The organism is Branchiibius sp. NY16-3462-2, from assembly GCF_001594145.1.
Classification (GTDB): Bacteria; Actinomycetota; Actinomycetes; order Actinomycetales; family Dermatophilaceae; genus Branchiibius.
In genome coordinates, this window is the sequence record NZ_LVCF01000004.1 from 115,587 (window position 1) to 129,073 (window position 13,487).

Genomic DNA, 13,487 nt, shown 5'->3' on the forward strand with positions numbered 1-13,487 from the left:
GGACCTCAGCCCGACTCGACCGCCGACAGCAGCGCCCGCAGTGCTCCCGCGAGGCGCTCACGATCCCGGGCCGGCACCCGCGCCAGCAACTCCCGTTCGTGCTCGAGCAGATCGGCCATCGCCGCGTCCACCAGAGTGCGTCCGGAGGGCGTCAGCTGCACCAGGACTCCGCGCCGGTCGCGCGGATCAGGCAGTCGGCGTACCAGACCCCGTCGCTCCAGCCGGTCCACGCGGTTGGTCATCGTCCCGCTGGTGACCAGCGTCTGTTGCACCAGGACGCCCGGGGACAGTTGGTACGGCGCTCCCACCCGTCGCAGGGCCGACAACACGTCGAACTCCCAGGTCTCCAGGTCGTGCTCGTCGAAGGCTGTGGCACGGGCCTGTTCCAACAGCGTGTCGAGCCTGGAGATCCGTGAAAACACCTGCAGTGGCTCGACATCCAGGTCTCCGCGCTCACGACGCCACGCGGCGACGATGGCGTCGACCTCGTCGCCGACCGGTGCACCCATAGGGTCATCGTAGCGTCAAGTCTCTTGACATCGAGATATCCCGAAACTATCTTGATATCAAGATAAATGACGACGACGGAGGCAACGATGCCGAGCTGGGACCCGACGCAGTACGAGAAGTTCGCCACCTTGCGCGACCGGCCGTTCCTGGATCTGCTCTCCCGCGTCGGCGCGCAGGATCCGAAACTGGTCGTGGATCTCGGCTGCGGCAACGGTCCGCTGACCCTGTTAATGGCCCAGCGCTGGCCGGACGCCCGCATCATCGGCATCGACTCCTCGCCGCAGATGATCGAGCGCGCCCGGGAGGTCGACACGCAGGGCCGCGTCGAGTGGCAGGTCGGCACCGTCGAGGACTGGGACCCCGCCACCTCGCCCGACGTGCTGATGACCAACGCCACCCTGCAGTGGGTTCCGACCCACCGTGACCTCATCCCGCGCTGGCTCCAGGCGCTTCCGGAGGACGGCTGGTTCGCGATGCAGGTGCCCGGCAACTTCGACGCGCCGTCGCACCGGCTGATCCGGGATACCGTCGCCGAGCACCCCCGAGCGGCCGAGTTGGTCGGCGCCCTGCGCTCCGATGCGGTCGAGGACCCCACCGGGTACGCCGATCTGCTGGCGACCCATTGCTCGCACCTTGACGTGTGGGAGACCACCTACCTGCAGATGCTGGATCCTGCTGCGGCACAACGCAGTCCGGTGTTGGAATGGGTGCGCGGCACAGGTCTGCGGCCGGTGCTGGACCGGCTGCGACCGGAGGAGGTCGAGCCGTTCGAGGCCGCACTCACCGCGAAATACGATCGGGCCTACCCGCGCAAGCCGTACGGGGTGCCGTTCGAGTTCCGCCGGGTCTTCGCGGTGGGAGCCATCTGATGGCCGCGATGGGGCTGCACCACGTGCAGATCGCCTGTCCTGCCGGCAGCGAGGATGAGCTGCGCGCGTTCTACGGCGGCGTGCTCGGCCTGCCGGAGATCCCGAAACCGCCGATCCTGGCGGCCCGCGGTGGCTGCTGGTTCCAGGTCGGCCCGCAGGAACTGCACTGCGGCGTGGAGCCGGGCTTCCAACCGGCGCGCAAGGCGCACCCCTGCCTCCTGGTCGATGACCTCGAAACCGTGGCGAGCGCCGTACGGGCAGCAGGACACGACGTCACCTACGACGAGTCGATCCCCGGCGTGCACCGGTTCCACACCGCGGACCCGGTGGGTAATCGCCTGGAAATCCAGCAGGCCTAGTCCGCAGCCGCGGAGACGGTCTCCCGGGACTCGTCGCGGGCGTGCAGGTGACCGCTGTACTTCAGGGTCGGGCTCTGCTGCAGGCCGCGCATGCCGTTCCAGGTGAGGTTCACGATGTGCTGGGCGACCTCCTCCTTGGAGAACTCCGATCCGCGCTCCAGCCACCAGTCGCCGGACAACGCGAGCTGGCCGACCAACATCTGGGTGTAGATCGGTACCGGCGTCGAGTCGATCTGGTGGCGGTCGAACATCGGCACCAGCGCGCCCTCGACGGCCCGGGCCACCTCCGACATGAGACTGGCCAGAGATCCCGTGGTGTGCCAACTCGGCGCGTCGCGCGACAGCACCCGGAACGCAGCGGGCTTCTCCTCGACGAAAGTCAGCAGACCCCACACCGCCTGCTCCAGCAACTCCCGCTCGCCGTCGCAGTCGCCCAGGAATTCGGTCACCGCATCCGCCAGCTCACGCATCGAGCGGTCGATGACGACGGCGTAGAGGCCTTCCTTTCCGCCGAAATGCTCGTAGATCACGGGCTTGGTGACGGACGCGCGGGAGGCCAGTTGCTCCACGGAGACGCCTTGGACGCCTTCCTCTGCGAACACTTCACGTGCGACGGTGATCAGTTGTTCCCGGCGCTCGGCCGCGGTCATCCTCTGACGTTGAGGCTTCATAGCAATGCATTGTCCACCCATTGTGTCGTTTACGCTTGCCCGTGGCCTGCCCGAGTGGATAGGTCGTTCCCCGGTTGCTCTGCTGGCAGGGGCCGCCTGACTTTGAATCAGGATTAGCGACGTTGGTTCGATTCCAACCCGGGGAGCATCACCGCAGGTCAGGCGGTAGACAACGCTCCTCCCCGGTTCCACGGGGAGGAGCGTTGCTTTTAGCTGGTCACAACAGAGGTCACAACCGGCTGAAATCAGGCCTCCAGAATCACTTTCAGTGCCTTGGTTTCCGCTGCCCGCGAGAACGTGTCGTAGGCCTGCAGGATGTCCCCGAGGGCAAAGCGGTGGCTGATGAAGTCACCTGCGTCGATCTTGTGCTGGGCGAGCATCTTGATCAGCATCGGCGAGGTGTTGGTGTTGACCAGCCCGGTCGAGACCACGATGTTGTCGATCCACTTGGTGTCCAGCGGGAACTCCACCGGCTTGCCGTGCACACCGACGTTGGCAACGTGTCCGCCAGGGCGTACCAGCGACAACGCCATGTCCCAGGTCGCCGGCACTCCAACGGCTTCGACCGAGACGTCCACGCCCAGTCCGTCGGTCATGGCAAAGACCTGCTCGCGCCAATCGCCGTCGGAGGCCACCACCCCGTCGGTCGCGCCGAACCGTTTCGCCTGTTCGACGCGGTTGGCGTCCAGGTCGACGGCGATCACCCGGCTGGGGCCGTACAGGCCAGCAGTGGCCATCGCGGCCAGGCCCACCGGTCCGGCACCGATGATGGCCACGACGTCGCCGGGCTGCACGTTGCCGTAGCGGATGCCGATCTCGTGACCGGTCGGCAGGATGTCGGAGATCATCACCGCCTCCTCGGCAGCCACCCCCTCCGGCAGTTTGTACAGCGAGGTCTCCGCGAAGGGCACCCGGACCAGTTCTGCCTGGGTCCCGTCGATCAGGTGACCGAAGATCCAGCCGATGCCGCTCGCGCCCTCGTCCGCGAGGCAGTGCGAGTAGATCCCCTTCTTGCAGTAGCTGCACTTACCGCAGGAGGAGATGCACGAGATGATGACGCGGTCGCCAACCGCGAGATCGGTGACAGCAGAACCGATTTCGGTGATCACACCGACGCCTTCGTGGCCCAGGATGCGGCCGTCGGTGACTGCGGGAACGTCGCCTTTGAGGATGTGTAGGTCGGTGCCACAGATAGTGGTCTGTTCGATGCGGACGATGGCATCGGTGGGTTTGAGGATCGTGGGATCGGGAACCTCTTCCCAGTTCTTCTGGCCGGGTCCGTGGAATACGAGCGCCTTCATGATCGCCTGCCTTTCGCTCACGCCGCGAGGTTGCGGCTGGATCACGCTCGGCGGAGGTGTCGGGCGCGATGGAAGTCGGCCTGCTTTCAGCCTAGAGCGCTGACCGGGGCGCGGCTAGCGTGTCGGGCATAGTCAGCCCACGGCGCGGATCGCCGTGCACACCGCGTCCATCGCCAGCAGTCGCACGACATCGACGTGCGCCGCGACCTCGCCCGTTGCCGCAGCCACGAACGCGTCCCCGTCGAAGCGGGTGTGCGGTGGCGTCACAGCCCGGGCCAGCCCGTCGTGGGCTCCCTGCGCGACAAGGAAGCAGTCCGTCTTGCTGAGGGCGGCGTTGGTCACGACCACACCGATCGTGGTGTTGCTGCGGTAATCGGGCGCCGCCGCCAGCAGGGCATCGACGATGCCCAGGTCGACCGGGCCGGTGCCGGGATCGATGTCACCGAAGGCGTTCACCGCACACAGCGCACCCACCACCAACTCGCCCACCTGCGCCTCGGCGTACCGCAATCCGCCCGGTCGGCGATCCTCGCCACGCCAGTTCGACACGCAGGCACCTGTCCCGGCCCCCACCGGACCGTTCAGGACCGAAGCGCTGTCCTGGGCCGCGGCGTAACCCGCCGCCGCGTCGGGGTAGGCCTCCGGTGAGCCGACCAGGCGGTCGAAGAGCGCGAGGGTGGGTACGACAGGCACGTTGCCGGCCGGGGTGGGCACTCCGCGGCCGCGCTCGGCATAGAAGCGCATCACGCCGTCCGCTGCCGCCAGACCGAAAGCCGAGCCACCGGCCAGCAGCACGCCGTCGAAGCTCTGGACGGTCTTGTCCGGCGCCAACGCGTCCAACTCCCGGGAAGCCGGTGCACCACCGCGGACCTCCGCCGAGGCGACGGTCCCAGGTGGCAGGTCCATCAGCGTGCATCCGGTGCGGGCGACCGGGTCGGTCCAGTGCCCGACCCGCACACCACGGACGCCGATCACCTCGCTGAGCACAGCCACGCGGCCACCGTAGGGCACCAGTGAGTAGCGACGCGTGTCCGAACGCGAGGTGTCCAGCCGGTAACATCGCCTGTGCTGATGCCCGTCGACGGGCGACCGGCCGCTCGATCAAAGGAGTCTCGCGAGTGAGCGCCACCCCTGCCGCCGTGATCGTCCTCGCTGCCGGTGACGGTACGCGAATGCGAAGCCAGACCAGCAAGATGCTGCATAAGATCGCGGGTCGCACCCTCGTCTCGCACGCGGTGCACGCCGCGGTCGGCACCCACGCGCCGTACATCGCGGTCACCGTGCGCGCCCACCGGGACGCGGTCGCTGCTGAGGTGCTGGCCAGCTTCCCCGAGGCCGTGATCGCCGACCAGGACGACATCCCCGGCACTGGGCGGGCCGCGGAGTGCGGGCTGGCCGCGCTGCCCGCCGACCTGTCCGGCACCATCATCGTCACGTACGGCGACACCCCCTTGCTCTCCGCCGAGACCCTCGTGTCGCTCACTGAGCGGCACGAAGCCACGGCCAACGCGATCACGGTCCTCACCACGCACGTGCCCGACCCGAGCGGGTACGGCCGGATCCTGCGTGACGCCGACGGCAGCGTCACGGGGATCATCGAGGACAAGGACGCCCGGGCGGCGCAGGCCGAGGGCGGCCCGATGGCACACGCAGTCGAGATCGACGAAATCAACTCCGGCATCTACGCATTCAGCGTCGAGGTGCTACGCGAGTTGCTGCCGAAGGTCGGCACCGACAACAACCAGCACGAGAAGTACCTCACCGATGTGCTGGCGCTGGCCCGCGACAACGGCGGTCGCGTGGAGGCGCTGGTCATCGACGACACCCCGCAGATCCTGGGCGTCAACGACAAGTCGCAACTGGCCCAACTGGGCAAGGAACTCAACGAGCGCCTCGTCAAGAAGCTGATGGTCGAGCAGGGCGCGATCGTGATCGATCCGGCCACCACCTGGGTCGATGCGGAGGTCACGGTCGGCGCGGACACCGTGATCCACCCCGGCTGCCAGCTGCTGGGCGCGACCAGTATCGGTGTCGAATGCACGATCGGACCCGACACCACGCTCAAGGACACCGAGGTCGACGACGGGGCGAGCGTCGTACGCACCCATGCCGAGCTCGCGGTCATCGGCCCGCAGGCCACCGTCGGCCCGTTCTCCTATCTGCGCCCCGGCACCACGCTGGGTGCCCGCGGCAAGATCGGCGGATTCGTCGAGACCAAGAACGCGCAGATCGGCGACGACGCGAAGGTCCCGCACCTGACCTACTGCGGTGACGCCACCATCGGCGAGGGCGCCAACATCGGCGCCGGCACGATCTTCGCCAACTTCGACGGCGTCACCAAGAACCACACCACCGTGGGGCGCTATAGCTTCGTCGGGTCCAACAGCGTCATCGTGGCGCCCGGTTCGATCGCCGACGGCACGTACGTCGCGGCGGGCTCCGCGGTCACCGCACCTGTCGGCCCGGGGGAGTTGGCGGTGACGCGGGCCCGGCAACGCAACGTCGAGGGCTGGGTCGCCCGCCGCCGCGCCGGGACGGCCACGGACGCGGCCGCCCAAGCAGCCGTTGCGCAGGGACTCGCCGCGGCGCAACAGGGACTGGAAGAATCAGCGGCATCCGCGTCGGCAGCCACGGAAGAGAACGCATGAACACCAGCATGAAGCGCACCACCGAGAAGAACCTGATGGTCTTCAGCGGGCGGGCCCACCCGGATCTGGCGCAGCACGTGGCCAAGGAGCTGGGCACCGAGCTGGTGCCGACCGCCGCGTACGACTTCGCGAACACCGAGCTCTACGTGCGGTTCGAGGAGTCGGTGCGTGGCTGCGATGCGTTCGTCATCCAGAGCCACACCGCGCCGATCAACACCTGGATCATGGAGCACCTGATCATGGTCGACGCGCTCAAGCGGGCTTCGGCCAAGCGGATCACCGTGGTCCTGCCGTACTACGGCTACGCGCGTCAGGACAAGAAGTCCCGCGGCCGCGAGCCGATCAGCGCCCGCCTGATGGCCGACCTGTTCAAGACCGCGGGCGCCGACCGGCTCATCGCCGTCGACCTGCACACCGATCAGATCCAGGGTTTCTTCGACGGCCCGGTGGACCACCTCCAGGCGCTGCCGATCCTGACCGACTACGTCGCCGAGAAGTACGCCGATGAGGACCTTGTCGTCGTATCTCCCGACGCCGGGCGGATCAAGGTGGCGGAGTCGTGGTCGCGGCGGTTGCAGAACGCCCCGCTGGCCTTCATCCACAAGACCCGCGACGTGACCCGGCCCAACGAGTCGGTCGCCAACCGGGTCATCGGCCAGGTGCAGGGCCGCACCTGCATCCTGGTCGACGACATGATCGACTCCGGTGGAACCATCTGCCACGCCGCGGACGCCCTGATGAAGGAAGGCGCCGCCAGCGTCATCATCGCCGCGACGCACGCGATCTTCTCGGGCCCGGCGGTGCAGCGGCTGAGCGAATCAGTGGCCCGCGAGGTCATCGTCACCGACACGTTGCCGGTCGGCCCGGACAAGCAGTTCGAAGGGCTGACCGTCCTGCCGATCGCCCCGCTGCTGGCCGAAGCCATCTCCCAGGTCTTCGGAGATGGTTCGGTGACCAGCATGTTCGAGGCGGACCACTAGTCCGTACCGCTCATCGGGGTCGGCTCACCAGTGGGTCCACCCGCCCGCCTGGACTGCGCGGTAGATCGTCTGGGCCGCCGTGAGACACGGCTTCTCGGCGACAGCGTCCGGGCCGGGCCAGTCCTTGTGCTTGCACTGGTACACCATGTTGTCGTACAGCTTGCGGTCCACGGTGGATCGGCTGTAGCCGCTGATCTTGTGGTTGCGGTAGCCGAAGTCGTGCCGATCGCAGGACTTCTTGAAGAAGCCGCCCCACACCTTCACAGCCGCCAGTGCTGCCTGAACCGGGGCAACGGGGATCCCGGCGCCGGACGGGATCGAGCAGCCGTTGTGGCCCCAGTTGAGCCCGTACTTCCCGTAGTAGTTTCCGTACTTGGGTCCGTACACCCGTTCCAGGGTGACTTGCTTGGCGACCTCCTTCTTGGTGATGGCGTCGGCGGAGACCATGGGGGCGAAGCTCACCGTGGCAACGGCGGCGATCGCGAGGAGTTTGCGCATGGGTAATGCCCTTCTGTAGGGGTAGGGGTGGCGCTGAGCATAGAGATTCCTGTGGTGTTTCTGTCAATACCCCGATAGTGAACTGATTGAAAGCTGAATGGTCGGCCGCACGAACGGCCGGGATTTGGGCGGGTGCGGCCACGCGCCGTACCATGAACGACGTTGCCTCGGCGAGGGACGCTGCACGAGCGGAGTCCGTGATCGACAAGGTTCAGGCCAGTGTTCGTGCCTGCACGCGTCGGTTCATGCCGCGTCCCGCGTCGAGGCGCCACCGAATCCATCCGCGAAGCCTGAAGGACCTGACATGGCCACCAAATCCGACAACCGTCTGATCGCCGAGAAGCGCACTGAGTTCGGCAAGGGCGCTGCCCGCCGCATCCGCCGTGACCACAAGATCCCGGCCGTCCTGTACGGGCACGGCACCGACCCGCAGCACCTGACCCTGCCGGGCCACGACACGATGCTCGCGCTGAAGAACCCCAACGCGATCCTCACCCTGATCATTGACGGCGACGAGCAGCTGGCCCTGGCCAAGGACGTCCAGCGCGATGCCATCAAGCCGGTCATCGACCACGTCGACCTGATCATCGTCAAGCGGGGCGAGAAGGTCACCGTCGACGTGCCCGTGCACCTGGAGGGCGAGGCCGGTCCGGAGACCAACGTGGTCCTGGAGAACAACACCCTGTCCATCGAGAGCGACCCGCTGTCGATCCCGGAGAACATCGTGGTCTCCGTCGCGGGCCTGGAGGCCGGCAGCCAGATCCTGGCCAAGGACGTCACGCTGCCCGCCGGTTCGACGCTGGTCGCCGCCGAGGACCTGCTGGTCGTCAACGTGACCGCCCAGGTCACCGCCGAGGAGCTCGAGGCCGAGCTGGAAGAGGCCGAGGCTGAGGCCGGCATCGAGAAGGACGAGCCGGAGGCCGCCGAAGAGGGCGACGCCGCGGAGTCCGACGAGGCGTGATCATGTCTCGCGAGCTACGCCGGTGAGCCCCTGGTTGATCGTCGGGCTCGGTAACCCCGGGTCGACGTACGCCGGCAACCGGCACAACGTCGGGGCCATGGTCATCGACGAACTCGCGAACCGTTACGACACGACGCTGCGCGCCCACAAAGCGCGCGCTCGTGCCGCCAGCATCCGACTCGGGCGGCCCGGCACTTCCGGGCCGCCCGCAGTCATTGCCATCCCCACGACGTACATGAACGAATCAGGTTCTCCCGTCAAGGGATTGGCTGACTTCTTCAAGGTTCCTGTCGAGCAGATCATCGTGATCCACGACGAGTTGGATATCGACGCCGGCACGATCCGGCTCAAGCGAGGCGGGGGAGAGGGCGGTCACAACGGCCTGCGCTCGATCTCCGCGGCGCTCGGCACGAAGGACTACCTGCGGGTCCGGGTCGGCATCGGCCGACCCCCCGGCCGGATGGATCCGGCCGCCTTCGTGCTGAAGGACTTCAATGCCACCGAGCGCAAGGAGTTGCCGTTCCTGCTGGACGATGCGGCTGATGCGACCGAACTATTGATCGAGCGCGGCCTGACCGACGCGCAGAACACCGTGCACGCTGGAGGATCTACCCGCTCGTGACTCTCGACCCGCTGCTGACCCTGTTGCGCTCCGACGCCGGAGTCCAACGCACCCTGGGGCACCTGAACGCCGACATCGTCGACGTCGCGACCACGCCGGGGCTGCGCGCGCCGCTGTTGGCGATCCTGGCCGGCGGCGAGGCCGGGGTGCCGATCCTGGCGGTGACCGCCACCGGCCGGGAGGCCGACGATCTGGCGACGGCGTTGCGGTCCTTCCTGCCGGCCGAGCGCATCGCGGAGTTCCCCAGCTGGGAGACGCTGCCGCACGAGCGACTCAGCCCGCGCAGCGACACCGTCGGCAAACGGCTCTCGGTCCTGCGACGGCTGGCCCACCCGCAGACCGGTCACGGCCCGATCGACGTGGTGGTCGCCAGTGTCCGCGCACTGCTGCAACCGATCGCCAAGGGCCTGGGCGACCTGGAGCCGGTAGCCCTGGTCGCAGGTCAGGATGCGGATCTGTCCGATGTGGTCGAGCGCCTCGCTGCTGCGGCCTACACGCGTACCGACCTGGTCGAGCGACGCGGTGAATTCGCCGTCCGCGGAGGCATTCTCGACGTTTTCCCACCGACCGAGCAGCACCCGTTGCGGGTGGAGTTCTGGGGCGACACCGTCGAGGAAGTGCGCTACTTCAAGGTCGCTGACCAACGCAGTATGGAGATCGCCGATGGTGGTCTGTGGGCGCCGCCGTGCCGCGAGTTGCTCCTGACCGACGCCGTGCGCTCGCGGGCGGCCGCGCTGGCCGACCAGTTGCCCGGGGTCGCCGACATGCTGCACAAGATCGCCGAAGGCATTGCGGTGGAAGGGATGGAGTCCCTTGCGCCGGCGCTGCTCGGCTCGCAGATGGAGACCGTGCTCGACGTACTGCGCCCGAGCACGCACGTCGTGTTGTGCGACCCCGAGCGGGTGCGCACCCGCGCCCACGACCTGGTGGCGACCAGCGAGGAGTTCCTGGAGGCCAGTTGGGGCAACGCGGCTGCCGGCAACCAGGTTCCGGTGGACCTGCGCGCGGTGCTCGGGAGCGCGTCGTACTGGACCCTGCAGGAGTTGCGCGAGCACGCGCTGAAGACCGGACGGCCCTGGTGGTCGTTCGCCTCCTTCGCGACCGATGAGGACCTGATTGCCTTCACCGAGGACGAATTGCCCGGTGAGAGAGTCAATCTGGGCAGTACGCCGGTCGCGGCCTACCGTGGCAACACCGAGTTGGCGATCGCCGACCTGCGCCAGTACGTCGCGGACGGGCAACGGGTGCTGATCGTCACCGAGGGTCCGGGGCTGGGCCGGCGGATCACCGAGGTACTCGCCGAGAACGATCTGGCCACGCGCGCACTCGCGGATCTCACGCCCGGCTCGATCGAGCTGTCCACTGGCTGCCTCGGGCCCGGATTCGCCCTGCCCAGTAGTGAATTGGTGGTCCTGACCGAGGCCGATCTCACCGGCGGTACGGGTGCCGAAGGCTCGACCAAGGACATGCGCCGGATGCCGGCGAAACGGCGCAACGTCGTGGATCCGCTGCAGTTGCGGCCGGGTGACTTCGTGGTGCACGAGCAGCACGGTGTCGGCAAGTTCGTGGAGATGGTGCAGCGCACCGTCCAGGGTGCGACCCGTGAATACCTGGTGCTGGAGTACGCCGCGTCCAAACGTGGGCAGCCCGGTGACCGGCTCTTCGTGCCCACTGACCAGCTCGACCAGGTCACGCGCTACGTCGGCGGCGAGGCGCCGTCGGTCAACAAGCTCGGCGGATCTGACTGGGCGGCAACGAAATCCCGCGCACGTCGGCACGTGCGCCAGATCGCTGCGGAGCTGATCCGGCTGTACAGCGCGCGGATGGCCACGCCCGGTTATGCGTTCAGCCCGGACACCCCGTGGCAGCGGGAGTTGGAGGATGCGTTCGCCTACGTCGAGACGCCCGACCAGCTCTCCAGCATCGACGAGGTCAAGGCCGACATGGAGAAGCAGGTCCCGATGGACCGGCTGATCTGCGGCGACGTGGGCTACGGCAAGACCGAGATCGCGGTTCGGGCGGCCTTCAAGGCGGTGCAGGACGGCAAACAGGTCGCGGTCCTGGTGCCGACGACCCTGCTGGTCAAACAGCACGTGCAGACGTTCAGCGAGCGCTACGCCGGGTTCCCGGTCACCGTGAAGGCGCTGTCCCGCTTCCAGACCGACAAGGAAGCGCGGGAGGTCATCGAGGGCCTGGCTTCCGGTGCGGTCGACATCGTGATCGGCACGCACCGGATCCTCGGCAACGAGGTGAAGTTCAAGGACCTCGGCCTGGTCGTCATCGACGAGGAGCAGCGCTTCGGCGTCGAGCACAAGGAGCAGCTGAAAGCGCTGCGGACAGCGGTCGATGTGCTGGCGATGTCCGCGACACCCATCCCGCGGACCCTCGAGATGGCGGTCACCGGGATCCGCGAGATGTCTACTCTGGCAACGCCTCCCGAGGAGCGGCATCCGGTTCTCACCTTCGTCGGCGCGTACCAGGAGCAGCAGGTCGCCGCAGCGATCAAACGCGAACTGATGCGCGAGGGCCAGGTCTTCTACGTGCACAACAAGGTGCAGTCGATCGAGAAGACCGCCTCCCGGATCCGCGAGCTCGTGCCGGACGCACGCGTCGTCACCGCGCACGGCAAGATGTCCGAGCACCGCCTCGAGGATGTCGTCGTCGACTTCTGGGAGCGCCGGGCCGACGTCCTGGTCTGCACCACGATCGTCGAGACCGGCCTGGACATCTCCAACGCCAACACCCTGATCGTCGAGAGCGCCGACCGGCTCGGCCTTTCGCAGTTGCACCAGTTGCGCGGCCGCGTGGGGCGGGGCCGGGAGCGCGCGTACTCCTACTTCCTCTACCCGGGGGAGAAGCCGCTGACCGAGACTGCGACCGACCGGCTGCAGACCATCGCCAGTCATACCGACCTCGGGGCCGGCATGCAGGTGGCGATGAAGGACCTGGAGATCCGGGGCGCAGGCAACCTGCTCGGTGGCGAGCAGTCCGGCCACATCGCCGGCGTCGGGTTCGACCTCTACGTGCGCATGGTGGGCGAGGCCGTCGCCGACTTCCGCGGCGAGGAGAACACCCAGCCGGTCGAGATCAAGATCGAGTTGCCGGTCGACGCCCACCTGCCGCACGACTACATCCCCGGTGAGCGGCTGCGTCTGGAGGCGTACAAGAAGCTGGCGACCGTGGAGGACCTGAGCGCGCTGGACGAGATCGGTGCCGAGTTGAAGGACAGGTACGGCGAGGCCCCCGAGCCGGTGCGCAACCTGTTCGAAGTGGCCCGGTTGCGCACGGTCGCCCGCCAGGCCGGAATCGGCGATATCGCCGTGCAGGGCAAGTTCGTCCGGTTCAGCCCGGTCACGCTGCGAGAGAGCCAACAATTGCGGCTGGAGCGGCTCTACAAGGGCACGATGGTCAAGGAAGCGATGGCACAGATCCTGGTGCCGATGCCCCGCACCGCACCGGTGGGCGGGGAGCCGCTGCGGGACACCGAGATCCTGCATTGGGCCACCCAACTCATCGAGCAGGTGCTTTTGGCATGATGCATGGTGTGATGGGCGCGAAGGTGAAGCTGGCAATAGCAGCGACGATGGCGGCTGGCGCGATGGCGCTGAGTGGCTGCAGTTCGAACAGTCTGATCCAGAACGGCTATGTCGCCGCCCGCTTCGACGGCAACACCGTCACCAACCAGCAGGTGCAGGACGCCCTGCTCGACGTGCGCAAGGTGAACGCCCAGTTCGATTCGCAGTCCGCAGCAGTGTTCCTGGCGCTGAACCCGCAGTTGTCGCAGCTGGCCGGCAAGTACGGCGTCGCGACCTCCACGGCGCAGGCCAAGGCTGCTTTCCCGGCGACTGTCAAGAACCCCTCGACCTCTGCGATCAGCGTCGTGCAGTCGAGCATGGACTTCCAGGCGTTGCGCTCCAGTGAGCAGGGTCAGCCGGCGTTGGCCAAGCTGATCAGCACTGCCGACGTCGAACTGAATCCGCGCTACGGCACCTGGCAGAAGGGTGTCGGCCCGACGAGCGTCGCGCCGAACTGGATCTCTGCATCCCCGGCTGCTGCCGCCTCCTGATC

13 protein-coding genes and 1 tRNA gene are annotated in these 13,487 nt (G+C 67.5%); 9 read left to right on the forward strand and 5 right to left on the reverse strand.

Annotation, left to right across the window (positions count from 1 at the left end):
* Window positions 1-5: 5 nt before the first annotated feature.
* Window positions 6-509, reverse strand: a complete 504-nt coding sequence (locus tag AZH51_RS04165) for a MarR family winged helix-turn-helix transcriptional regulator (protein WP_291521652.1) — start codon at window positions 507-509, stop codon at window positions 6-8.
* An 87-nt stretch (window positions 510-596) separates the two neighbouring features.
* On the opposite strand from AZH51_RS04165, the gene AZH51_RS04170 reads away from it, so the two are divergent.
* Together AZH51_RS04170 and AZH51_RS04175 are read left to right on the forward strand one after the other, a co-directional pair.
* Window positions 597-1,379 carry a methyltransferase domain-containing protein gene (locus AZH51_RS04170; RefSeq protein WP_291521654.1) on the forward strand — a complete coding sequence of 261 codons (783 nt, stop codon included), beginning with the start codon at window positions 597-599 and terminating at the stop codon, window positions 1,377-1,379.
* The gene (locus tag AZH51_RS04175; RefSeq protein WP_291521656.1) at window positions 1,379-1,738 is read left to right on the forward strand and encodes a glyoxalase; all 360 of its coding nucleotides are present in this window, start codon (window positions 1,379-1,381) and stop codon (window positions 1,736-1,738) included. Before AZH51_RS04170 ends, AZH51_RS04175 begins: the two co-directional genes overlap by 1 nt.
* On the opposite strand, the gene AZH51_RS04180 is transcribed toward AZH51_RS04175, so the two are convergent.
* Window positions 1,735-2,388 carry a TetR/AcrR family transcriptional regulator gene (locus AZH51_RS04180; protein WP_291521658.1) on the reverse strand — a complete coding sequence of 218 codons (654 nt, stop codon included), beginning with the start codon at window positions 2,386-2,388 and terminating at the stop codon, window positions 1,735-1,737. The two genes, AZH51_RS04175 and AZH51_RS04180, sit on opposite strands and share 4 nt — an antisense overlap.
* Before the next feature lie 88 nt (window positions 2,389-2,476).
* Here AZH51_RS04180 and AZH51_RS04185 point away from each other — a divergent pair.
* Window positions 2,477-2,555, forward strand: a tRNA-Gln gene (locus AZH51_RS04185).
* A gap of 99 nt (window positions 2,556-2,654) precedes the next feature.
* On the opposite strand, the gene AZH51_RS04190 is transcribed toward AZH51_RS04185, so the two are convergent.
* Together AZH51_RS04190 and AZH51_RS04195 are read right to left on the reverse strand one after the other, a co-directional pair.
* Window positions 2,655-3,710: a zinc-dependent alcohol dehydrogenase family protein gene (locus tag AZH51_RS04190; RefSeq protein ID WP_291521708.1), complete on the reverse strand. Its 1,056-nt coding sequence runs from the start codon at window positions 3,708-3,710 to the stop codon at window positions 2,655-2,657.
* Window positions 3,711-3,842: 132 nt separating this feature from the next.
* Window positions 3,843-4,703: a P1 family peptidase gene (locus AZH51_RS04195; protein WP_291521660.1), complete on the reverse strand. Its 861-nt coding sequence runs from the start codon at window positions 4,701-4,703 to the stop codon at window positions 3,843-3,845.
* 125 nt (window positions 4,704-4,828) lie between these two features.
* Between AZH51_RS04195 and glmU the strand changes: the two genes are divergently transcribed.
* Window positions 4,829-6,358: a bifunctional UDP-N-acetylglucosamine diphosphorylase/glucosamine-1-phosphate N-acetyltransferase GlmU gene (gene glmU, locus AZH51_RS04200; RefSeq protein WP_291521662.1), complete on the forward strand. Its 1,530-nt coding sequence runs from the start codon at window positions 4,829-4,831 to the stop codon at window positions 6,356-6,358.
* Window positions 6,355-7,338 (forward strand): ribose-phosphate diphosphokinase, encoded by a 984-nt coding sequence (locus tag AZH51_RS04205; RefSeq protein ID WP_291521664.1) that lies wholly within the window; start codon window positions 6,355-6,357, stop codon window positions 7,336-7,338. Before glmU ends, AZH51_RS04205 begins: the two co-directional genes overlap by 4 nt.
* Window positions 7,339-7,362: 24 nt before the next feature.
* Here the strand turns inward: AZH51_RS04205 and AZH51_RS04210 are convergent, their stop codons facing one another.
* Complete coding sequence (locus AZH51_RS04210; protein ID WP_291521666.1) at window positions 7,363-7,836, reverse strand: phospholipase A2; 474 nt, start codon at window positions 7,834-7,836, stop codon at window positions 7,363-7,365.
* Window positions 7,837-8,140: 304 nt separating this feature from the next.
* Between AZH51_RS04210 and AZH51_RS04215 the strand changes: the two genes are divergently transcribed.
* The 4 genes from AZH51_RS04215 to AZH51_RS04230 are packed head-to-tail and all read left to right on the forward strand — an operon-like array spanning window position 8,141 to window position 13,485.
* Window positions 8,141-8,797 carry a 50S ribosomal protein L25/general stress protein Ctc gene (locus AZH51_RS04215; RefSeq protein WP_291521668.1) on the forward strand — a complete coding sequence of 219 codons (657 nt, stop codon included), beginning with the start codon at window positions 8,141-8,143 and terminating at the stop codon, window positions 8,795-8,797.
* A gap of 22 nt (window positions 8,798-8,819) precedes the next feature.
* The gene (pth, locus tag AZH51_RS04220; RefSeq protein WP_291521670.1) at window positions 8,820-9,419 is read left to right on the forward strand and encodes an aminoacyl-tRNA hydrolase; all 600 of its coding nucleotides are present in this window, start codon (window positions 8,820-8,822) and stop codon (window positions 9,417-9,419) included.
* Window positions 9,416-12,955, forward strand: coding sequence for a transcription-repair coupling factor (gene mfd, locus AZH51_RS04225; protein WP_291521672.1), 3,540 nt, complete (start codon window positions 9,416-9,418; stop codon window positions 12,953-12,955). Before pth ends, mfd begins: the two co-directional genes overlap by 4 nt.
* Window positions 12,952-13,485, forward strand: coding sequence for a hypothetical protein (locus tag AZH51_RS04230; protein ID WP_291521674.1), 534 nt, complete (start codon window positions 12,952-12,954; stop codon window positions 13,483-13,485). Before mfd ends, AZH51_RS04230 begins: the two co-directional genes overlap by 4 nt.
* Window positions 13,486-13,487: the final 2 nt, after the last annotated feature.